This window comes from Glaciibacter kafniensis (assembly GCF_039538945.1).
Taxonomy (GTDB): Bacteria; Actinomycetota; Actinomycetes; order Actinomycetales; family Microbacteriaceae; genus Cryobacterium; species Cryobacterium kafniensis.
The window spans coordinates 1-21,770 of sequence record NZ_BAABCN010000016.1; the positions used below are offsets into that span (position 1 = coordinate 1).

Genomic DNA, 21,770 nt, shown 5'->3' on the forward strand with positions numbered 1-21,770 from the left:
CACAAGGTATTTACGTGTCCCACAATGCCGCGCAGCGGCGCCATAGCTCGAGACCTCGCGAGCCGATGTTTGAACGCAACTCGAGTTCAAGGATTGGCTCGCGAGATCTCGAGGCGCGGCCTCCTTCGTCGGCTGCTCCTCGATCAACGAAGTGGTCATTTACCTAATAGACGCGTGAGCCAATGTTTGAACGCAACCCACGTCAAGAGATCGGCTCGCCGGGTCTCGAGCTGTGGGGCCGCTGCGCGGCATTGTGGTGAACGAATTTGACCATTTCGTTGGTCGAGGAGGCCGCCCGCGGCCGTCTCGAGACCCCGTGAGCCAATGTTTGAACGCAACTCGAGTTCAAGGATTGGCTCGCGAGATCTCGAGACGCGGGCTCGCAAGCTCGCGCGCTCCTCGATCAACGAAGTGGTCATTTACCTAATAGACGCGTGCTCGCAAGCTCGCGCGCTCCTCGATCAACGAAATGGCCCATCTACCTAATAGACGCGCGCTCCTTCGTCGCGCTCCTCGACCAACGAGATGGCGCGAAGCGCCGTGGCCGCCTGCGACCACCGGTAGCATCCCTCTACGGCCCAATGGAGGAGACCCGATGACTGGTTGGCGACTGCGCGACTTTCACCCCGACGATCTCGACGGCATTCTTGCGCTCTGGGAAGAGATCAAGGCGAGCGGAACCGAACCGGTCTACGGGCTGAGTGAGGTGCTCGCCTCGTGCGAGAAGGATGACGCGGTTGTCGCAGTGGTCGGCGAGAAAGTCGTCGGGGCAGTGGTCGGTCGAGCCGCTCACGCACAGGGTTGGATCGTGTTTCTCGCCACGCTCGAGGAATGGCAGAGCCAGGGAATCGGCTCAGCGCTGCTGATGGCGTTGGAAGCGAAGATGGCCCCGCACGGTCTGTCGAAGCTGTCGGCGTTGATGCCAGACACCGAGTCGCGCGTCGACGCGTTTCTCAGTCGCGGCTTCGAGGTCAAGCAGAACCTGCGCTACTTCGAACGCCACATCCCCGTGCAACGCGAGGAGCTGCGGTTGCTCGGCGAACTCGGTGGGCGGGTGCTCCCGCGCGACCTCTGGGACAACGTGGGCGGGATGGCCGCCGAGAAGGAACTGCTTGAGCGCCGCCTCGTCATGCCGCTCGCGAAGTCGCAGCTGGCCGAACAGTTCGGGGTCGCCCCGCCGCGCGCCGTCGTGCTGTTCGGGCCGCCCGGAACCGGCAAGACCACCTTCGCCAAGGCAATCGCGTCTCGACTCGAGTGGTCGTTCGTCGAGGTGTTCCCGTCGCGGCTCGCCGCCGATCCGCGCGGGCTGGCCGGTGCGCTCCGCGAGACCTTCCTCAAGATCTCCGAACTCGAGCATGCCGTCGTGTTCATTGACGAGGTCGAGGAGATCGCCGCTCATCGTTCCGGCGAACCGCCGTCGCCGATGCAGGGCGTCACCAACGAGCTGCTCAAAATCATTCCCGCGTTTCGGGACCAACCCGACCGGCTTCTCATCTGCGCGACCAACTTCATCCGTGCCCTCGACTCCGCATTTCTGCGCCACGGTCGGTTCGACTACGTCATCCCGATCGGGTTGCCGGATGCCGCCGCCCGCCGGTCGATCTGGGAACGCTACATTCCCGCATCTACCCGCGGCGCGGTCGACCTCGATCAGCTGGTCGAGTCCAGCAGCGGATTCTCGCCGGCGGACATCGAGTATGCGGCGCGCCGGGCCTCGCAGAACGCCCTCGAAGACGCCGTCTACACCGCGGGCGGGGCATCGATTCAATCGGGCCCGAGCACCGCCGACTACGTGGCCGCGATCTCTTCGACGCGTACGACGGTCTCGGCCGAGGTGGCTGCGGAGTTCTTGGAAGACATCGACACCCTGGCGCGGCTGTAGCGGGATCGAAAACTCGAGTAGTCGAGTCACGAGCCGGGCTGCTCGCTCCCGGCAGCACTTGTGAGCGGTCGCCTCCGCGAACTAACGTGAGGCATGTCCACACGGATCTTGGTCACCGGAGCGACCGGCTACATCGGCGGGAGACTCGTTCCCCTGCTGCTGGAGGCGGGCTACGACGTGCGTGTTCTCGTGCGTTCGCCCGAGAAACTCCGGGACGTTCCGTGGGCGTCGCGGGTCGAGGTCATGCGCGGTGACCTGCTCGATCCTGACAGCCTCGCCGTCGCCCTCGACGGTGTGACCGCGCTCTACTACCTGGTGCACTCGATGGGTCAGAGCACCTCGAGCGGTGAGGAGTTTGAACGCAGGGAAGCGCAGGGTGCGAGCAATCTGGCGGTCGCGGCACGTGCCGCCGGGGCTACCCGCATCGTCTACTTGGGCGGGCTGCACCCCGAGGATGCGCCGCTCAGTCGCCACCTCCGTTCGCGCGCCCAGGTCGGCGAGATCCTGCTGCGCTCGGGCGTCGACACGGCGGTACTGCAGGCGGGAGTGGTGATCGGCTCCGGTTCGGCGTCGTTCGAGATGATTCGCAGTCTCACCGATGTGCTGCCATATATGCCGGCCCCACGTTGGGTGCGCAATCGCATCCAGCCGATCGCTGTGCGCGACGTTCTCTACTATCTCGTCGAGGCCGTGAAGCTGCCACGCGGAGTGAATCGCGCTTTCGACATCGGCGGGCCCGACGTGCTGCGCTACGGACAGATGATGAACGGATACGCCCTGGAGGCGGGGCTGCGGCAGCGTCCGATCGCGTCGCTTCCGGTGCTCACGCCGTGGTTGGCCTCGCAATGGGTGAATCTCGTCACGCCGATTCCGCGCCGTCTTGCCGTGCCGATCATCGAGTCACTGCAGAACGACTGCGTCGTCAAAGAACACGACATCGACACGTTGATCCCGCCTCCACCGGGTGGTCTGAGCAGCTATCGACGGGCCGTGCGGTTGGCGCTTGCCCGCATGCAGGCGGGGGAGGTGCAAACGAGCTGGGTGGACTCTTCGGTGGTGGACAGCCCGAGTGACCCGTTGCCGAGCGACCCAGACTGGGCGGGCTACCTCGTCTACACCGACCTCAAGCGGCGTGCGACCTCGGCCACGCCCGAGCAACTGTGGGCCATTATCGAAGGCATCGGCGGTGCAAACGGGTGGTACTCGTTTCCGTTGGCCTGGGCGATTCGCGGCTGGCTCGACAAGCTCGTCGGCGGCGTCGGACTGCGTCGAGGCCGCCGCGACCCCGTACGTTTGAACACCGGTGACGCGCTCGATTTTTGGCGCGTCGAAGGTCTGGAGCGCGGTCGTTTGCTGCGGTTGCGGGCCGAAATGCGTCTGCCGGGGAAGGCCTGGCTGGAGATGACGAGCACTCCGGCCGATGGCGGGGCGATCTACACACAACGGGCGATCTTCTTTCCGTCGGGGTTGGGTGGGCGCCTCTATTGGTGGGGGATTTCTCCGTTTCACGGCGTGATTTTCAACGGAATGGCCAACCGCATCGTTGCGGCGGCCGAGGCAGAGCACGCGCACGCCGACGGGGTCTGAGGAGTCGGCCAGAGAAACTTCTGATCGTCGCCGCTCGGGTTCGCGGCCTGACGCCTACGCTGGTGAGAACGAGAAGATCGAGATCAGAAGGCGAAGGAGTTCGAGATGGCCACCGGAACACGCGAAGACCCGTGGGTGCTGACCACCCCGCCAGGAACATCCGAATATTTCATGTTCACCGACCCCGAGGCGGATCCGCCGCTGCTGGTCTGCCAGGTCGGGTCGACGAAACTCACCTACCAGCTGCGCATCATCGAAGACTTGGCCGCCTGGCTGCGCGAGCAGGGCGATTGGGTGGCGCTGGGCTCGGCCGATGAACAAAAGCCTGCCGCCGAGGGAACCGTCGAGGCCTGGGGCCGCTCGGAGAGCAACCCCGTCGGCGGTTGGTACGGCACCCGCAAGGGCTACCGCGGCCGGGTCGGCATGTACCTGCCGCCGCTGCTCGAGGCGCTGGGGCTGGCTGAGCTCACGCACGACGCCCGCAACAACCGCATGCGCGCGCTGTAGCCTGCGCTGTAGCTCGCGCTTGCCCGTCGTACACCGCGTTTCACCGCCTCCCTCACAGAACCGAGCACGCACTCTCAATGCATTCTGAACACCTCCGCTCGGCGTCGACCTCGCGCGGAGTGATCGCCTCGGTCGGGGCGTCAGCCCTCTTCGCCACGCTCTATGTACTGCCGGAGTACCTCGGCGCGCTCAGCCCGACCGCGATCTTCGCCTGGCGGGTCATTGTCACGGTTCCGTTGCTCACCGTGCTGCTGATGGCGATGCGCGAGTGGGGTGCCGTGCGCGCGATCGCGCGGCGGGTGCGCCGCAAACCGCTGCTTGCCGGGGTGCAGGTGGTGAATGCCGGGCTGCTCGGGGTACAGGTATGGCTCTTCGGCTGGGCGCCGGTCACCGGCCATGGGCTCGACGTGGCACTCGGCTATTTTCTGATGCCGTTGGTGATGGTGCTGGTCGGGGTGTTGCTGCACAGAGAACGGCTGACCGGATGGCGCATGGCCGCCGTCGCCGCGGCTGCGGTCGGTGTCGGCGCCGCACTGCTCGGCGGTGGTGGGATCTCCTGGTCAACGGTCGTGGTCGCGCTCGGCTACCCGCTCTACTTCGTGATTCGTCGGCGCACCGCCCTCGACAGCCCCGGCGCGCTCTGGTTCGAGTTGGCGATCCTGCTCGTGCCGAGTGTGGTGTTCGCCGTGCAGCCGGACTCGCTGGCGACCATCGTCGAACACCCCGAACTCATCGTGCCCTTGCTTCTGCTCGGGCTGGTCAGCAGCGTCGCCCTCGTGGCCTATCTCGCCGCCAGTCGGCTGCTGTCGTTCAGCCTGTTCGGGCTGCTCACTTATCTCGAGCCCGTGCTGCTCGTCGTGGTCGCCGTGCTGCTGCTCGGTGAGACAGTGTCAACCACGCAAATGCTCACCTACGGCGCGATTGCGGTGGCGATTCTGCTGCTGTGCGTGGAGGGCGTGGTGCACCGGCCGCGTGGATATCGACGGAAGTGACCGCTTGACCGACGAGGTGATCACCGGTCGCGGAGGTCGTAGACCCGCTGCAGCTTGCCCTCGCTCCGCGGCAGCACGCCCGGCTCCTCGAGTCGCACCTCGACACTCGAGCCGATGTGCGTCTTGATTCGCTGCGCGAGCACGACCGTCGCCGCCTGGCAGGCCTCGACGCTGAGGTCGGGGTGCCGTTCGATGCGCACCGTCAAAGAATCCATTCGGCCCGATCGGGTGAGCTCCAGAATGAAATGCGGCGTCAGCGTCTCGATGCCGAGCACGATCTCCTCGATCTGCGTCGGAAACAGGTTCACCCCGCGCAGGATGATCATGTCGTCGTTGCGGCCGGTGATCTTCTCGATCCGGCGCATGCCGGGTCGTGCGGTGCCCGGCAACAGCCGGGTGAGATCGCGGGTGCGGTAGCGGATGACCGGAAAGGCTTGCTTGGTCAGCGAGGTGAAGACGAGTTCGCCCATCTCCCCGTCGGCCAGTGACGCCCCGGTGTCGCCGTCGATGATCTCGGGCAGAAAGTGGTCTTCCCAGATGTGCGGCCCGTCCTTGGTTTCGAGGCATTCGTTGCCGACGCCGGGACCCATCACCTCGCTGAGCCCGTAAATGTCGAGGGCGTCGATGTCGAGGCGTCGTTCGAGTTCGTGACGCATCTCGTTGGTCCACGGTTCGGCACCGAGCACCGCCACCTTCAGGCTGGTCGAGCGGGGGTCGATGCCGGCGGCCTCCATCGCATCCGCGATCGTGAGCAGGTAGCTCGGGGTGCAGAGGATGGCGTCCGGCTCGAAATCGTGAATGAGCTGCACCTGCCGCGCGGTCTGCCCGCCCGACATCGGGATAGCCGTGGCTCCGAGCGCCTCGATGCCCGCGTGCGCGCCGAGACCGCCGGTGAACAGACCGTAGCCGTAGGCGTTGTGCACCTTCATGCCGGCCCGGATGCCGGAGGCCCGCAACGACCGAGCCACGAGCGTCGCCCAGTTCTCGAGGTCGCGTTTCGTGTAGCCGACGACCGTGGGCCGCCCGGTCGTGCCGGAGGAGGCGTGGATGCGGGCCACCTCATTCATCGGCACCGCGAACATGCCGAACGGGTAGGTCTCGCGCAGGTCGGCCTTGGTCGTGAACGGCAGCCTCGTCACATCTGCGAGTGAGCGGATGTCACGCGGATGCACCCCCGCCGCATCGAACTTTGCGGTGTAGAGCGGCACGTTCGCGTAGGCGTGGGCGACGGTCCGCTGCAGGCGCTCGAGTTGCAGCTGCTCAATTTCGGCGCGGCTCAGGCGCTCTTCGGCGTCGAGCTCCTCACGGGAGGGGGCGTGCAGGGCGGTGGTCATCGTTGACACGGGTGCCTCCTGGTGAGGAATGGGCGAGGGGTGGGGCGAGGAATCGGTGAGGAATGGGTGAGGGATCGGCGAGAGACCGGCGAGGGGTGGCGCGAAGAATCAGACGGACGGGGAGGTGGTGCGGTTGGTGGTCAGGCTGCGGCCACGGAACTCAGCCACGACGTCGCCGGTCTCATCGGTGACACTCACGTCGTAGAGTCCGGTGCGGCCGCTGCGCGTGCGGCGCACGGCGGTCGCGGTCAGAGTCTGGCCGGCGCGCGTCGACTTGAGAAAGGTGATGTCGGCCCCTGCGGCAACGGTGACCGATTCATCTTCGTTGCAGGCGATGGCGAACGCGGTGTCGGCGAGGGCGAAAACCAGGCCGCCGTGAGTGATCTGAAAACCGTTGGTCATGTCCTCGCGCACCCGCATCGACACGACGGCGAGGCCCGGCTCGTCTCGGTGCACGACCATGCCGAGGGCGGATGACGCCTTGTCGCGCTCCATCATCGTGCGCGTGGGGGCTGTCGAAAACGCCGATGCGGCATCCGTCATGGTGACTCCTCAATGAGTGCGATGGTCGTGCGTTCACACGGAGGTTCACTGTCGCGCGCCAACCGTGTGAAGACGACTATAGCCCAAACTGAACGATCGGTAAGTAGTTCGGGGGTGACTCCCGGCCGCGGCGCATGCGGCGTGTTCGGGGCGCTCGGTGTGCTCGGTGCGCTCGGGCTCGGGCTCGGGGAGGCGCAATCCCATTCGACGGAGATTTTGAGCACAAACGGATGGCGTCGCGCCGCGTGGCGCGGAACGACGCGGGAGTGGCCGGGGTCGCGGGTTAAATCTCCGTCGAATGGGGAGGGGTGGAGGCCGGCATTGAAGTGGAGGCGGAGGTGGGCGCTGAGGCCGGCATTGAAGTGGAGGCGGAGGTGGGCGCTGAGGCGGAGGTAGGCGCTGCTGCAGGTGCGGATGCCGCTGGGCACGCGGGCGGCGCACAGGACATTGCCGCGAGCAGATCAGACCCGCGCGGCGGCACCGGCAGCGGCGCCGTATTCTCGGCGCTGAACGCCTGCAACATGTAGGCCACCAGCCGGCGCCAGGCGTTCGGGGCGGCGTCGCCGGTCGCTCCGATCACTCCGGCGTTGGCCATCAGGAGCACGATCAGGTCGGTGTCCGAGAAGTCGGAGCGCAGGCGGCCGGCGGCCTGGGCCCGACTGATGAGGGCGGTGAAGCCGCGGAATGCACGGGCTCGCTCGGCTTCAAGCGCCGTGGCGGTCGGAAATGTCGTGGTGAGCACAGTGGTGAAACCGTGGTCGGCAGCCTGCATCTCGCAGACCCGTTCGATGTAAAAGCAGAACCCAGCCCACGGATCGGGGTTGGCCAGGGCCACGTCGACCGCATCGGCGTAGGCGGTCATTCGGCTGGCGAAGGTGTCGGCAATCAAGCCCTCGCGGGTGGGAAAGCGGCGATAGAGCGTCGCGATGCCGACGCCGGCACGACGAGCGACCTCGGCCATCGAGGCGTCGAGCCCTTGTTCGGCGAAGACGGCATGCGCGGCTTCGAGCACCTTCTGGCGGTTGCGCTCGGCATCAACGCGCAGGCCGGGTTCGGGGGCATCCGCTGAAACACGCCCAGGGAGAGTCATAAAACAATTCTACTCAGAACTGGAATAGGGTCTCCGGTTTTGCTGTTAGCCTCAAGCGGATGCAATCGGAAGCATCTTTCCACTTGCAGTCTTTTCACCCCAATCCCTCTGGACCACTCGGTCCGCACCAATCGAAAGTCACTCATGACCATCTTCCTGTGGATTCTGCAAGCCCTCCTCGCCGCCATGTTCCTGATGGCCGGAGCGATGAAGACGTTGCAGCCCATCGACAAGCTCGCACCGAAGCTGCCGTGGGTGACCGAGTTTCCGACTGCCACCGTGCGTTTCATCGGCATCGCCGAATTGCTGGCGGCACTCGGCCTGATCTTGCCGGCCGCGACGGGCATCCTGCCCATTCTCACTCCCGTGGCCGCCGTCGGCCTCGCGATCATCATGGCTCTCGCCATCGTCTTTCATCTGCGCCGCAAGGAATTCTCGGGCGCGGGCTTCAACATCGTGCTTCTCGCCGTGATGCTCGTCGTCGCCATCGGTCGGTTTGGCGCCTTCGCGTTCTAAGTAGCGGGCGCAACTCGCGAGTTCGTGACCCCGTGAGCGTGAGCTCGTGAGCTCGTGAGCTCTTGACCTCGTAATTTCGTGGCCTCGTGCCCCGCGAACTGTGGCACATGACCATTTTTGGCGTGCGAAACGGTCATGTGCCACGGTTCGGCGGGTGGGATGCCGGGTGGCGAGACCGCGGCGTGGTGAGCGGCGAACCACACAGCGGGGACCACTGCGCGGCGAGCTACTGCGGGTCGAGCTACAGCGCCGACGCGAACTAGCTGCCGCGCAGATAGGCCAGCTGTGTGCGCACTGATGCCTCCGCGGCGAACCGCACGGAGGCATCCGTGTCGATGTACACGACGTCGGTGACCTGCTCGACCGTCGCGTCAGGCCCCAGCTCGGCCAACGCGTGCCGCACCTGGTCGAGGCGCTCGCGCCGGTGGGCGAGGTAGGCGTCGCAGATTGCGGAGAGGTCGGGCAGCGTCGGACCGTGAGCCGGCAGAACCGTGGCCGGTCCGAGTGCGCGCAGCGTTTCGAGCGAGGTCAGATATTCGGCGAGTGTGCCGTCGGGGTGTCCGATGATCGTGGTGCCGCGGCCAAGCACGGTGTCTCCGGTGAGCACCGAGCCGTGCGGGCCGTCGTCGGGCAGAAGAAAGCACACCGAATCGGCCGTGTGACCCGGGGTCGCGACGACACGGATGCGCGTGCCGGCCGCCTGGATCAGCTCGCCGTCGCGCAGTGGCTCGCCGTTGACGCAGAATGCCCGGTCGAACGCGCGCACGGAGGCACCAGTCAGCTGCGCGAACGTGACGCTCGCGGCGGTGTGGTCAGGGTGCTGGTGGGTGATCAACACCAGCTCGACCGGACCGGCGGCAGCGAGCTTCTGCAGATGAAGGTCGTCGAGAGGGCCGGGATCCACGACGACGACCGAGGCCGCGCCAGGTGCGGCGATGAGGTAGCTGTTCGTGCCGTCGAGCGACATCGGGCCGGGGTTCGGCGCGAGGAGGCGGCGGGTCAACAGGCTCGACGACTCCATTGCGCGGTCACGATCGGAGGCTTGATCCGGGGCCTGATCTGATGCCTGATCCGAGGCCGGGTCCGTGGCCGGGTCCGAGGCCTGGCCCGAGGTGCGGTCCGCGGTGCGGTCCGCGGTGCGATCGGAGGTGCGGTCAGCGGTGCGGTCCGCGGTGCGATCGGAGGTGTGATCCGTGGCGTCGTTCTGCATGCCGAGCAGCCTAACGCTGCCAGACACGGCAGCGTTAGGGTGGAGGACAGCGAGCACAGGTGGCGGCGAGCACAGGTGGCGGCGAGCGCATGTGACTGCACAGACGACGAGGACTGAGGCGCAACGATGGAGCGAGAACCAGACGCAACCCCTTCGACGGCTGCAACACGCTTGCCGGCCGACGCGGAGCATCCCGTTGCCGCGACTGTCGTTTTGATGCGTGACGGCGTTGACGGCGTGGAGGTTCTCCTGCTCGAGCGACCGCATCATCGCGGCTCGTTCGCGGGCGCCTGGGTGTTTCCGGGTGGTGGAGTCGACGATGAGGACCGGCTGGAGAGCGACCCGCCGGACATCGTCGAAGAGACGCTGGCGCGCCGGAGTGCGGTGCGCGAGGTGCGCGAGGAGACCGGCCTTGAACTGGCGAACGAGTCGCTGGTCACCGCCGCCTGTTGGACGCCGCCCGCCGAGGCTCCCCGCCGGTTTCGCACCTGGTTCTACTGGGCGGTTGCGCCGGCCGGTGACATCGTGATCCCGCCAGAGGAGATCGTCGACCACACCTGGATTCGCCCGGCCCTGGCTTTGGAGCGGCATGCAGCGGGGAAACTCATGCTGGTTCCGCCGACCTGGGTGACCCTTTTCGACCTGGCGCAGTTTGACTCGGTCGACGCGGCGCTCGCCGCGGTGCGCGCGGTCGAAACGCAGAATTTTGTGACGCAGGTCGGAAGCAACGAGAACGGCATGGTGCTCTACTGGCACGGGGATGAGGCTCATGCGGGGGCGCATGCTGCGGATGGCCAGCTCGAGAGCACGGGCGGGCGTCACCGGCTGGAGGTCGGCATATTGCCGTGGGTCTACAGCCGTTCCGTCTGACTTCGCGCAGGCTCGACAAGCTCAACCCACCGAAACGCCGTTGCGCGGGTCGAAAACCGTGACGCCCGTTGAGTTCAGTGGGCGTGGCGGCATCCGACCCGCGTGGTGCGATCGGGCCCGGCAATCGACCCGCGTGACGGCACCGGGCCCGCGCGACGGCACCGGGCCCGCGCGACGGCATCCGACCCGCGTGACGGATGCACGGCAGGGAGGTTGGCGGGCGGACTGCGCCTTGCGCGCGTTGGGCGCCGCTGCGCGCGTTGGCGCCAACCCGCGTGACGGCATTCGACCCGCGTGGTGCGATCGGGCCCGGCATCCGACCCGCGTGGCGGCATCCGACCCGCGTGACGGATGCACGGCAGGGAGGTTGGCGGGCGGACTGCGCCTTGCGCGCGTTGGGCGCCGCTGCGCGCGTTGGCGCCAGCCCGCGTGGCGGCATTCAACCCGCGTGGTGCGATCGGGCCCGGCATTCGACCCGCGTGGCGGCATTCGACCCGCGCGACGGATGCACGGCAGGGAGGTTGGCGGGCGGACTGCGCCTTGCGCGCCTTGCGCGCGTTGCGCGCCGCTGCGCGCGTTGGCGCCAACCCGCGTGACGGCATTCGACCCGCGTGGTGCGATCGGGCCCGGCATTCGACCCGCGTGACGGCATTCGACCCGCGTGACGGCACCGGACCCGCGCGACGGATGCGGCAGGCTACGCCGGCGCCGAGCTTTCCCGCACGATCAGCCGATAACTGTGCTCGATGTCTGACGCCACCGCGTCGGGGGTGGCGATCAGTTCCAGCAGGCGGGCCACCGCGCTCTGGGCGATTCCCTCTTTGTCGGGGGAGATGGTGGTGAGTGACGGTACGCAGTAGGTGGAATCGTCGATGTCGTCGATTCCGGTGACGGCGATCCTGCCGGGAACCGGGATGCCGAGGTCGGCCAATGCGCGGATGGCGCCCAGCGCCAGCACATCGTTAAAGCAGACCAGAGCGTCGAAATCGAGACCCTGCCGGGCGGCTCGCAGAACCGCATCGCGCCCGGCCTGCCGGCTGTAGACATCCGTGTAGAGCACCAGTGCAGGATCGAACGGCATGCCGGCCGCCGCGAGAGAGTTGCGATAGCCCTCGAGGCGGAGGTCGGCGCTGCGGTATCCCGGAGAACTGTAGGCGCCGAGCGCCGCGATTCGCGTGCGGCCGGTCTCGATGAGGTGGCGCGTGATGTCACCCACCGCCCGCACATTGTCGATCGCGACATCGACGAAGCCTTCGCTCGAGATCTGCTCACCGATCAAAACCACGGGAACGTTCGGCCGGTGAGCGGTCAGATCTGCGGCCTGCAGGCTCATCGGGCTGAGGATCAGTCCGTCGACGATATGTGAGTCGAAGTCGCGCAGGATGCCGATCTCGCGTTCGCGCACACCGCCGGTTTGCGCGGCCATGACCGTGTATCCGCTGGCCTGAGCCGCCCGTTCGATGAGCTCGCTGAGCTCGGAGAAGTAGGGCTGGGAGAGCTCGGGCACCGCGAAGGCGAGGATGCGGGTTTTTCCCTGGCGCAGGCGGCGGGCGCTGATATTGGGGCGGTAGCCGAGTTCGTCGATCGCTGCCTGCACCCGTGTGCGGGTCTCGATACGGACGTGCACGAAGTCGTTGACGACATTCGACACGGTGCGCGGAGAGACACCGGCGAGCTGTGCTACATCGTGAATACTGGCGGCCATTTACATATCGTCGCGCACTTCTCGCCCGTGCGTGTACACAAACGACTTCTGACGGCATCCGAAGCCCGTCGAGAAGCAAAAACGCCTCGCCGCCGGATTTGACACAGCAGCATCCGATGTGAATAAATCAACCTATTCACAGTTTGCAACGTGGCAATTTAGGAGGCCGTACGGTGGCTCGCAGTGCTCGACAGGCCCGGACCGGTCTCAAACACGGTCTGATGTTCACGGCTCCCTTTCTGATCGTCTACCTCGTTTTCATCCTCTACCCGCTTCTTCAGGCGGCGTTCATGAGCCTGCACGACTGGGACCTGCTCGGGTACACCCGTGAGTGGATCGGCCTCGAAAACTACGTGCGGATGTTCTGGGGCACGGAGATGATCTGGAGCCTCGGCAACCTCGTCATCTGGCGGGTGCTCATCCTGGCCGGTGTGGTCTGGCTGCTGATTCGGCCGATCCAGCGCCGATCGATCTCGGCGGGACGCGCGAGCCTGGTCATCGGCGGGGCACTCCTCGCAGTCGTGATGGGCTTTCACCCCGGCGACGGCGGCATGTGGAACGACCCGAACTTCTGGGTCTCCCTGAAGAACACCCTCTTCTTCACCGTTGTCTCCACGCCGATCATCGCCGGCCTCGGTCTGCTGATGGCGCTCTCGCTGCAGGGCAAGCGCCGCGGTCGCGGCCTCTACCAGATGGCCTTCTTCTTGCCGTATGTGTTGCCGGTCTCGGTCGTGACACTCGTCTGGAGCTACTTCTTCTCTCCGGACCGCGGACTTCTCGCGCCGTTTCTCGCCCTCTTCGGCATCGGGAAGATCGCCTGGCTGTCCGACCCGAACTTCGCGATGGCCGGCATCATCATCACCACCATCTGGTGGACGGTCGGCTTCAACCTGGTGCTGTTCTCGGCCGGCCTGCAAGACATCGACGAAACGCTCTACGAGGCGGCGTCGCTTGACGGCGCCGGGCGTCTGCACAAGTTCTGGCACATCACCCTTCCCGGGCTGAAGCATGTGCTCGTGTTGGTGGCCGTCACCCAGATCATCGCGTCATTCCAGGTCTTCGGTCAGGTGAACATCATGACCGGCGGCGGGCCAGGCGGCGCGACCCGGGTGATGATTCAGCACATCTATGAGACCGGGTTCAGCAACCTGGAGCTGGGCTATGCCTCAGCGCTCTCGCTGTTCCTCTTCGCGCTCATGCTCATCGTCTCGATTCTGCAATTCAAGGTCTTCGGGCGGGAAAGGTAACCGACATGGCACTTCTCACCTCAGCGGAGCGCGCCACAGAGCGCACTCGCCGGCCGATCCAGGCCCCGCCCACCCGCCCGCGCCGTGCGCCGGGTCGCCGCGTCTCGGCATCCGTCGTCTATCACGTGCTCATGATCGTGGCCAGCGTCATCTGGCTCATTCCGGCACTGTGGATGGTGTCACTCGCGTTGACCCCCAACAGCATGTTGGCCACCAAGACGAGCGGTCTCATTCCGCCCGCTGTGACGCTCGAGAACTTTCTCGGTGTCTTTCAGGTCGGGCTGACGCCCCAGTGGTTTCTGAACAGCATCATCGTGTCGGTCGTGACGACCGTTCTCACCGTGTTTCTCTGCGCGATGGCCGGCTACGCCTTCGCCAAGATCGACTTTCCCGGAAAAGTTCTCGTCTATGCCAGCGTGCTGGCCGGACTGATGATTCCGAAGGAAGCGATGTTCATTCCTCTCTTCACGATGTTCGCCGACATGGATCTGCACAACAGCTACCCGGCGCTGATTCTGCCCCGGCTCGCCGCCCCACTCGGCGTGTTCTTGATGACGCAGTTCTTCTCGAAGGTGCCGCATGAGGTCGAAGAGGCCGCGCGCATCGACGGCGCAGGGCCGTGGCGCACCTTCTTCTCGATCATGCTTCCGCTGGCCCGCCCCTCGATGATCGCTCTCGGCATCTTCACCTTCGTGCAGACCTGGAACGACTACCTCTGGCCGCTGGTCTCTGCCACCAAGCGCGAGATGTTCACGATCACCACCGGACTCGCCTCGCTGCAGGGCAACTTCGCCCAGGCCACCGAACTCGGCTCGCTGATGGCGCGCGGCGTCATGGGCAGCCTTCCCCTTCTCATCATCTTCGTGCTCTTCCAGCGGCATCTGATTCGCGGAATTGCTCTGACCAGCGGCGATAAATAGTCGCTCCTATGCTGCACCACCCGGTCGCACGGCCACCCGGCCCAACGGCCACCTTTCCCATCACATAAGAGGAGATACATCATGCGCATGAAGAGGATCGCAATGACGACGTCGTCGTTTGCGGTGGCGTCGTTGTTGCTCGCGGGCTGTTCCGCGTCAACAGGGGCCGCCAGCTCAGGAGACCTGTCGAAAGACATCGCCGCCGTCACGGCAGAGCAGCTCGACGGCACGACCATTCAGATGTCCCGGATGTTCGGCGACTGTGAAGAGACCACCGACGGTGTCACCGACACCAGCAAAGCAACGAGCGAGTGTGAGGCCATCACGATCCTCACCAACAAGTTCAACGCGGAGAACGAGTTCGGCATCACCGTCGAACGTCTCGGCGGAAGCGAGTGGGCGTCGTACTACGACGCGTTCAACGCGAGCCTCGCCGGCGGCGACCCCGCCGACATCGCGAACCTGCACGCTCACGCACTTCCCGACTATGCGGCCCGCAACTCGGTGATCCCGATCGACACCGAGTCGCTCGGCATCGACCTCTCCGACGCGAGCGATGCAGCCCGCGGCGGAGTCGAGTGGAACGGCGAGACCCGCGCCATCCCGTTCGACCTGCACGCCATCCTGGCTCACGTCAACGTCGACCTCTTCACGCAGGCCGGCCTGGTCAATGCAGACGGAACCCCCAAGCTGCCGACGAGCGCCGAAGAGTTCCTCGCCGACGCGAAGATCGTCAAAGAGAAGACCGGCAAGTTCTTCATCTCGATCGCCTATGCGAACGACCCGATGGGCTTCCGCCTGTTCTCAATGCTGGTCAACCAGCAGGGTGGCGAACTGATCTCGGAAGACGGCAAGACCGTCAACATTGACACGCCAGAGGCGAAGAACGCGCTTGAGTTCATCAACACGCTGGTCGACGAGGGCTACGCCGACCGCACCGTCGACTACGCCGGTTCAACGGCGCAGTTCTTGGCCGGCGACGCCGCAATGCTGATGAACGGCACCTGGGCCGTCAACGAATACGCCAACACCGCGCCGTTCACCTACCAGGTTGCCGACTTCCCGACTCTCTACGAAGAGCCGGCCACCTGGGCCGCCTCGCACACCTGGGTCATCCCGCGTCAGAAGGACGGCAACGTCGTGCAGTACCGCGCGGCTCTCGAGTTCGCGAAGTACCTCTACAACAACACCGACACCTGGTCGATCGCAACGGGACACATGTCGCCGCGCGTTTCGGTGCTCGAGTCTGACGCCTACCTGAACGCCGTGCAGCGCTCGAACTACGTCGAAACCGCTCTGCACAACGCGCGTCAGGTTCCGCACATCGAGAACTGGCAGCCCGCCGAAGACGCAATCCTTGAGCAGATCTCCTCGACCTGGCTGAACGACAAGGACATCGACGCCGCGTTGACCGAGGCGCAGGCGCGCGTCGAGCAAGCACTCGCGAAGTAGCAGTCCACACCCCGCAACACACTGCAAGACGCTGAATCACGCTGAGGGCCTGCGGTGCGCACGTCGCGCCGCAGGCCCCTCTTCTTTTTCTTCTCTTCTTCAAGGAGCTCCGCACATGACCGAATCCAGCCGCCCGACTCTCGATCTCGACGGCGAATGGACCCTGACGCTCGAGTCGGCGCCGGAGACTGCGACAGTCATCGTTCCGGGGCCGTGGACCACGCAACTCGCCGGTCACGGGGCATCCCACGAAACCGTCGAGTACACGCGCAGTTTCGAGGTGCCAGACGACTGGGCGACCGGACGCACCGCCCACCTGGTGTTCGGCGGAGTCAACCATGCGGCATCCGTCACCCTCAACGGTCACTGCATCGGTGAGCACGTGGGCGGCTGGACTCCCTTCGAATTCGAGCTCGGCGAGACCCTGCGTGCGGGAACGAACCAGATTTCGGTCATCGTGTCGTACCCGCCCCGCATGGCAAAGCCGGGCCAGCCCGGGTTCACTGAGGTGGCGCACGGCAAGCAGAGTTGGTACGGACCGAGCGCAGGAATCTGGCAGTCCGTGAGCATCGAGACGCGCAGAGTTCAGCACCTCACCACCACGACGGTGCGAGCGGATGCCGCCACCGGCGTCGTGCGGGCCAGCGTGGGCTTGGCACGTCCCGCGCAGGCCGGGGAGACCCTGAGCCTACGAGTGGTGCGACGCGATTCGGCCGATGCGAGCGACACCGTGCTGATGGCTCTCGAGCCCGGTGCGGAAAGCGCCGAGCTCACGGTGCAGGTATCAGAGCCCCTCCGCTGGTCACCCGACAGCCCCCAGCTCTATGTGGCGACCGTCGAACTGCAGAGCGACGTCAGCGACGTCACCGACACCAGCGACGGGTGCGATTCCGTCACCCGCACCGTCGGATTTCGCACCATCGAGACACGCGACGGCGCCATCATTCTCAACGGCGAACCGCTCGAGATTCGAGCCGTGCTCGACCAGGACTACCACCTCGGCAGCTCGACCATCCCCGAGAGCGACGAAGCGCTCGAGACTCTCTTCGCCGAGACGAAGCGACTCGGCTTCAACATGCTGCGCTGCCACATCAAGCGCCCGGATCAGCGCTACTACGATCTCGCCGACCAGATGGGACTGCTCGTCTGGACGGAGCTGCCCAGCTGGTTGACCATGACCACGCGTGGGGCAGAGGAGGGCGTGCAACTCTTGACCGATCTGATCGCGCTCGACGGCCACCACCCGTGCATCGTGATCTGGACGATCATCAACGAATCGTGGGGAATCGACCTGCGTGACGCCGACCAGCGCGCCTGGCTGCGCCGCACTTTCGACGTGGTCAAGGCTCTCGTTCCCGACTCGCTCGTCGTCGACAATTCCGCCTGCGAGCCGAACTTTCACCTCAAGAGTGATCTCGACGATTTTCATATCTACCGCGGCATTCCCGAGAGCCGGGTGGCCTGGGACGAGAAGATCGCCGAATTCGCGCACCGCCCCGACTGGACCTACAGCCCCTACGGCGACGCGGAGCGCAGCAATGAAGAGCCGCTCCTGCTCTCCGAGTACGGCAATTGGGCGCTGCCGAACGCCTTCGACCAGTTCGGCCCAGACGGTTCTGAACCCTGGTGGTTTGCCAACGGTGCCCAGTGGGCATTCGGGGCAGCAGAAGGAACCGGGCTGGCCGCGCGATTCACCGAACTCGGACTCGAAGAGGCGTTCGGCTCCTGGGAGGCGCTGGTCACCGCGCTCCACCACTCGCAAATGGTGGCCAATCGCTACCAGACCGGCTCAATCCGCGCCCAGGCATCCATCTCCGGCTACGTGCTGACGCAGCTCAGCGATGTGCAGTGGGAGGCCAACGGCCTCTTCGACATGATGCGTAGCCCGAAGCAGTTCAACGACGACTTTCGTCTGATCAACAGCGAGACCGCTGTAGTGCTGCGACCCGATGCCTACTCGACCGGTGTCGGCGATCGGGTCGCCGTGACACTGGCGATTGTGCCGCCGCGGCCACTGCGCGCGGCCCACGCGTCAGCGGCAGAACTGCGGCTGCTGGTCGCGGGCGAGCTCGTGCAGCGCAGCAGCGTCTCGATCAACGAGCGCGCGCAGAGCACCGCTGACGTCACGATGCCGGGGCAGACGGGCGAGGTCGAGATTGCGGCCGAGCTGTGGGTCGATGGTGAACTGATCGCGCGGGATGCGGCGACGATCGTCGTGCTCGCCGACGAGCATCCGCTCATCGCGCGTTCCGTGCGCGCGGCCGACGCCGAGGTGAGCGACTGGCTCTCCACGCTCGGCTTCGCGGTCGCACAGGGGCCCGCCGACAGGGACGACCTCGTGGTGACCCGGGCGTTCGATGCCGACGCCCAGGCGCACGCGCGCCGCGGTGGACGGGTGCTCGTGCTCGCCGAAGAACAGGGCGCTCTCTGCGACGCGTTCGACTATCTGCCCATTGCCAAGCTCGGGCCGCGCGATGGCGACGGCGACTGGGTTCCGCGCCAGGAATGGTTGCGCCGTGACGGTGCCTTCGCCGCGCTCCCCGGTGCGCCGCTGCTCGGCATCGCCTACGAAGATCTGCTGGGCCCACTCGTGATCAACGGGATTCCCGCTGCGATGCGCCCGGCCCAGGTGCACTCGGCGATCTTCTCCGGCTGGTTGCGTCACGCCGCCACGACGACCGCCACGGTTGCCTGGAGCGACGGCGAGGTGACGCTCACGACGTTCCGGGTGCGGGAGCAGGTGGGGCAGACGCCGCTGGCTGTGGCGCTGGGTCGTGCGCTGGTGGCGCACGCCGCAAGAGCGTAGCGGGGTCTCGCAAGACTCATTTCACCCAACCCGCCGAGCCCATTCGACGGAGATTTTCGTGATATTGGCCGTTTTGCCGCCGAAAACTCACGGAATGGGCTGAATCTCCGTCGAATGGGAGGGGACTGCTTGACGATCACGACGAGGGAGCACGCGGCTCAGGCCGTCTGCAGCTCGCGCCGGCGCATCAGCACCAGCGCGAGCAGCGCGGTGAGGATGGCGATGGCCAGCATCCAGAGGCCGCCGCTCCAATCGGTCGCCCCCTGGCTGGGCACAGGGGTGTGAGTGAACGGCGAGATGTCACGTGCCCAGTCCGGCAGGCCGATCAGGCCGCCGAAGACACCGAACATCACGCCGATGCCCACGAGTGTCCAGCCGAGCGCGATCGTGATACCGGGAAGCAGCACGAAGACGAGCGCGAGCACGCCGAGATAGATCAGGGCGGCCGGCAGTTGCGCGGCCGCAGCGGCGAACATGTCGCCAGCGTCGGCCCCGGTGTTGTTGCTGGCGGCGATTCCGAGCGCCCCGACTCCCGCGCTCACCGCGAGCACAAGCACGATCGACACCGTGCCGAGCACGAGATAGTCGACCAGCCACCGCACCCGAGAAACCGGAGAAGCGATAATCAGCTCTGCCGTTCCGAGGGCCTCCTCCTGGCGCATTCGAATCACGACCTGCGTGGCGCAGGCCGCCGCGATGATGCCGGCGAGACTGAACATGGTCGAGATCAGAATCTGTGCCGACGATTCCTGGCTGCCGTGAACCAGCTTCTGCAGGATTTCTTGCATAGTCTTGTCGCTCGATGCCGCCTGCTCGATGAGCTTGGTCAGGATGCCCGCCAGCAGTCCGCAGACCGCGCCGCCCACGCACCAGCCGACGAGCGTCGGCCACTGCAACCGCCAGGCGAGCCCGAGCGAACTCGAGAGCGCGGGTCGAGCGGTGACCCGGCCGGCCCGGCCGGCGATCAGACTGGCCCCGCTGTCCCGACTGGCTTGCAGCGCGAAAACGACGGCCACGCAGACTGCCGCCAGCGCCAGGTTCAGTAGCAGCGGGGTGAGGTCGTTGGTCGTGTAGGCACCGGTGTGTTCGCCCCAGCCGATCGGTGAGATCCAACTCGGCCAGGCCGCGGTCACCCGCAGGCCATCGGGCGACGGCGTGCCGAGCGCGTCGCCGAGCCCCCGAACGATGTAGGCCGCGCCGACGATGCTCGCCGCGACGGCATTCGCGCCGCGGGAGGTGAGCATGAACTGGGCGGCGAGCAGGCCGATGCCCAGAAATGAGATTCCGGCGGCGGCGACGGCTGCTCCGGTGACCAGCGAGCCCGCCACATCCGCTCTGCCGCCGATCATTCCGAGCGCAACAACGATTCCGAGCACCAGGTTCGCCAGGATGCCGTGAATCAGGGTCGCGACGGTCGGCAGGGTGCGCGCGGCGGGCGTCGACGCGATCAGCTCGGCCCGGCCGGTTTCCTCTTCGGCGCGGGTGTGGCGCACCGCGAGGAAGGTGCTCATGGAGCCGGCGAGTAGGGCCAGAAAGGTGAAGATTTCGAAGAACACGAAGGCTGACAGTCCGGTGCCCTGGGGGAGCCCGCGCAGCATCAGGATGACCGGGTTGGCCACGGCGAGACGGATGATGCCGATGCGGCCGGTTTCATCGCCGTAGGTCTGCGCGACCGAGGTGGCCGAGAACAGGCCAAGGAGTCCGATGCCGAGAATCCAGATGAGCAGTTGGATGCGATCGCGGCGCAGGCGTTGCGCGAGCAGCACACCCAGCGTGTGCAGGGTGCCCGTGTTCGGCAGGGCTGTGCTCGCAGCGTCGGTTCCTGCAGTGCCTGTTCCTGCAGCGCCTTTTCCCGCAGCGCCCATGCCCGCAGTGCTCGTGTTCATCGGGCCTTCGCCCCCTCCGCAGCCTTCTCCGCGGCCTCGGCGGCGGCGAGCTCGTCGCCATAGTGGCGCAGAAAGAGCTCTTCCAGCGACGGTGGGGCAATTGTGAGTCCCTGCACGTTGAGTGCGGACAGCGCGGGCAGCAGTGCCGGCAGCTTCTCGCCCTCGACGGTGAGACGCATGCGCGTGCCCACGGTGTGAACATCGGCGACAGCCGGCAGTGCGGCGACCTGCGCGGCGTTCATCCCCTCGGAGAAGAACGACACCTCGGTGCGGGTCAGGCGTCGCAGCTCCGCGAGCGTGCCCGATTCGACACACTGGCCGGCCCGGATGATGCTGACCCGATTACAGAGCTGCTCAACCTCCGAGAGGATGTGGCTCGACAGCAGCACGGTCGCCCCGGCCGCCGAGACGGAGCGGATCTCCTGGTTGAAGACCGTCTCCATGATCGGGTCGAGGCCGCTGGTCGGCTCATCGAGAATGTAGAGCTCGGCGGGCGTCGCGAGGGCGGCGATCAGGGCGACCTTCTGCCGATTGCCCTTGGAATAGGTGCGCCCCTTCTTGGACGGGTCGAGCTGGAAGGCGTCGATGAGCTGCGCCCGGCGCGCGGCATAGACGGCCTTGTCGATGGCGCCGCCGCGCAGACGACTGATCAGGTCGATCGCCTCGCCGCCGGTGAGATTCGGCCAGAGATTCACGTCACCGGGCACATAGGCGATGCGCCGGTGCAGCTCGACCGCGTCGTCCCAGGGGTTCGCTCCGAAGACAGTGGCCTCTCCGCTGGTGGCTCGGGCCAAGCCGAGGAGCACCCGGATGGTTGTCGACTTTCCGGCCCCGTTCGGGCCGAGAAAGCCATGCACGTCACCCGCCGCGACGGTGAGATCCAGGCCGTCGAGCGCTACCACCCGGCCGAATCGTTTCGTCAACCCGCGGGTTTCAACGATTGTGTCCATGACGCGACGCTACGCCTGTTTTCGGTGGTGAGAAGCGAATTCTTTGCCCCGCCGTCTCGTTGATCGAGGAGCGCCCGACGCAGTCGGACGTGTCTCTGAGGTATACGACCATTTCGTTGGTCGAGGGCGAGCGCGCGACGCAGGAGCATGCGTCTCGAGACCTCGCGAGCTGATCGTCTGACTTGGGTTGCGTGTGAAGGTTGGCTCGCGAGGTCTCGAGACACGGGCTCGCTTCGCTCGCTCGCCCTCGACCAACGAGAGGCCGACGAGCGA

The 21,770-nt window shown here is 66.0% G+C and carries 17 protein-coding genes; 10 read left to right on the plus strand and 7 right to left on the minus strand.

Going from position 1 to position 21,770, the window contains the following annotated elements:
• Nucleotides 1–595 precede the first annotated feature (595 nt).
• The 4 genes from ABD791_RS18500 (at nt 596) to rarD (ending at nt 4,968) form a co-directional block, all read left to right on the plus strand.
• On the plus strand, nt 596–1,882 hold the full coding sequence (locus tag ABD791_RS18500; RefSeq protein WP_345069356.1) for an ATP-binding protein: 1,287 nt from the start codon (nt 596–598) through the stop codon (nt 1,880–1,882).
• Nucleotides 1,883–1,975: 93 nt separating this feature from the next.
• On the plus strand, nt 1,976–3,469 hold the full coding sequence (locus tag ABD791_RS18505) for an SDR family oxidoreductase (protein ID WP_345069357.1): 1,494 nt from the start codon (nt 1,976–1,978) through the stop codon (nt 3,467–3,469).
• 105 nt (nt 3,470–3,574) lie between these two features.
• Nucleotides 3,575–3,976, plus strand: coding sequence for a DUF6855 family protein (locus ABD791_RS18510; RefSeq protein ID WP_345069358.1), 402 nt, complete (start codon nt 3,575–3,577; stop codon nt 3,974–3,976).
• 77 nt (nt 3,977–4,053) lie between these two features.
• A complete protein-coding gene (gene rarD, locus ABD791_RS18515) occupies nt 4,054–4,968 on the plus strand; it encodes an EamA family transporter RarD (RefSeq protein ID WP_345069359.1) in 915 nt (304 codons plus the stop codon).
• Between the two features lie 20 nt (nt 4,969–4,988).
• Here rarD and paaK read toward each other — a convergent pair whose 3' ends face one another.
• The 3 genes from paaK to ABD791_RS18530 form a co-directional block, all read right to left on the minus strand.
• Entirely contained in the window at nt 4,989–6,302 is a 1,314-nt protein-coding gene (gene paaK, locus ABD791_RS18520) for a phenylacetate--CoA ligase PaaK (protein WP_345069409.1), read from the minus strand.
• A 108-nt stretch (nt 6,303–6,410) separates the two neighbouring features.
• Entirely contained in the window at nt 6,411–6,845 is a 435-nt protein-coding gene (gene paaI / locus ABD791_RS18525) for a hydroxyphenylacetyl-CoA thioesterase PaaI (RefSeq protein ID WP_345069360.1), read from the minus strand.
• Between the two features lie 283 nt (nt 6,846–7,128).
• The gene (locus tag ABD791_RS18530) at nt 7,129–7,935 is read right to left on the minus strand and encodes a TetR/AcrR family transcriptional regulator (protein ID WP_345069361.1); all 807 of its coding nucleotides are present in this window, start codon (nt 7,933–7,935) and stop codon (nt 7,129–7,131) included.
• Between the two features lie 144 nt (nt 7,936–8,079).
• On the opposite strand from ABD791_RS18530, the gene ABD791_RS18535 reads away from it, so the two are divergent.
• A complete protein-coding gene (locus ABD791_RS18535) occupies nt 8,080–8,451 on the plus strand; it encodes a DoxX family protein (RefSeq protein ID WP_345069362.1) in 372 nt (123 codons plus the stop codon).
• A gap of 259 nt (nt 8,452–8,710) precedes the next feature.
• Here the strand turns inward: ABD791_RS18535 and ABD791_RS18540 are convergent, their stop codons facing one another.
• Entirely contained in the window at nt 8,711–9,472 is a 762-nt protein-coding gene (locus ABD791_RS18540; protein WP_345069410.1) for an MBL fold metallo-hydrolase, read from the minus strand.
• Nucleotides 9,473–9,787: 315 nt separating this feature from the next.
• On the opposite strand from ABD791_RS18540, the gene ABD791_RS18545 reads away from it, so the two are divergent.
• Entirely contained in the window at nt 9,788–10,531 is a 744-nt protein-coding gene (locus tag ABD791_RS18545; protein WP_345069363.1) for an NUDIX hydrolase, read from the plus strand.
• 697 nt (nt 10,532–11,228) lie between these two features.
• Here the strand turns inward: ABD791_RS18545 and ABD791_RS18550 are convergent.
• Nucleotides 11,229–12,236, minus strand: coding sequence for a LacI family DNA-binding transcriptional regulator (locus ABD791_RS18550; protein WP_345069364.1), 1,008 nt, complete (start codon nt 12,234–12,236; stop codon nt 11,229–11,231).
• Nucleotides 12,237–12,457: 221 nt separating this feature from the next.
• On the opposite strand from ABD791_RS18550, the gene ABD791_RS18555 reads away from it, so the two are divergent.
• The 4 genes from ABD791_RS18555 (at nt 12,458) to ABD791_RS18570 (ending at nt 18,661) form a co-directional block, all read left to right on the plus strand.
• Nucleotides 12,458–13,483: a carbohydrate ABC transporter permease gene (locus tag ABD791_RS18555; RefSeq protein ID WP_345069365.1), complete on the plus strand. Its 1,026-nt coding sequence runs from the start codon at nt 12,458–12,460 to the stop codon at nt 13,481–13,483.
• Between the two features lie 5 nt (nt 13,484–13,488).
• The gene (locus tag ABD791_RS18560) at nt 13,489–14,403 is read left to right on the plus strand and encodes a carbohydrate ABC transporter permease (protein WP_345069366.1); all 915 of its coding nucleotides are present in this window, start codon (nt 13,489–13,491) and stop codon (nt 14,401–14,403) included.
• Between the two features lie 87 nt (nt 14,404–14,490).
• A complete protein-coding gene (locus tag ABD791_RS18565; protein WP_345069367.1) occupies nt 14,491–15,855 on the plus strand; it encodes an extracellular solute-binding protein in 1,365 nt (454 codons plus the stop codon).
• A 115-nt stretch (nt 15,856–15,970) separates the two neighbouring features.
• Nucleotides 15,971–18,661 carry a glycoside hydrolase family 2 protein gene (locus ABD791_RS18570; protein WP_345069368.1) on the plus strand — a complete coding sequence of 897 codons (2,691 nt, stop codon included), beginning with the start codon at nt 15,971–15,973 and terminating at the stop codon, nt 18,659–18,661.
• Nucleotides 18,662–18,819: 158 nt separating this feature from the next.
• Here the strand turns inward: ABD791_RS18570 and ABD791_RS18575 are convergent, their stop codons facing one another.
• Together ABD791_RS18575 and ABD791_RS18580 are read right to left on the minus strand one after the other, a co-directional pair.
• Nucleotides 18,820–20,547, minus strand: coding sequence for an ABC transporter permease (locus ABD791_RS18575; RefSeq protein ID WP_345069369.1), 1,728 nt, complete (start codon nt 20,545–20,547; stop codon nt 18,820–18,822).
• Nucleotides 20,544–21,497, minus strand: a complete 954-nt coding sequence (locus ABD791_RS18580; RefSeq protein ID WP_345069370.1) for an ABC transporter ATP-binding protein — start codon at nt 21,495–21,497, stop codon at nt 20,544–20,546. Before ABD791_RS18580 ends, ABD791_RS18575 begins: the two co-directional genes overlap by 4 nt.
• Between the last annotated feature and the right edge of the window lie 273 nt (nt 21,498–21,770).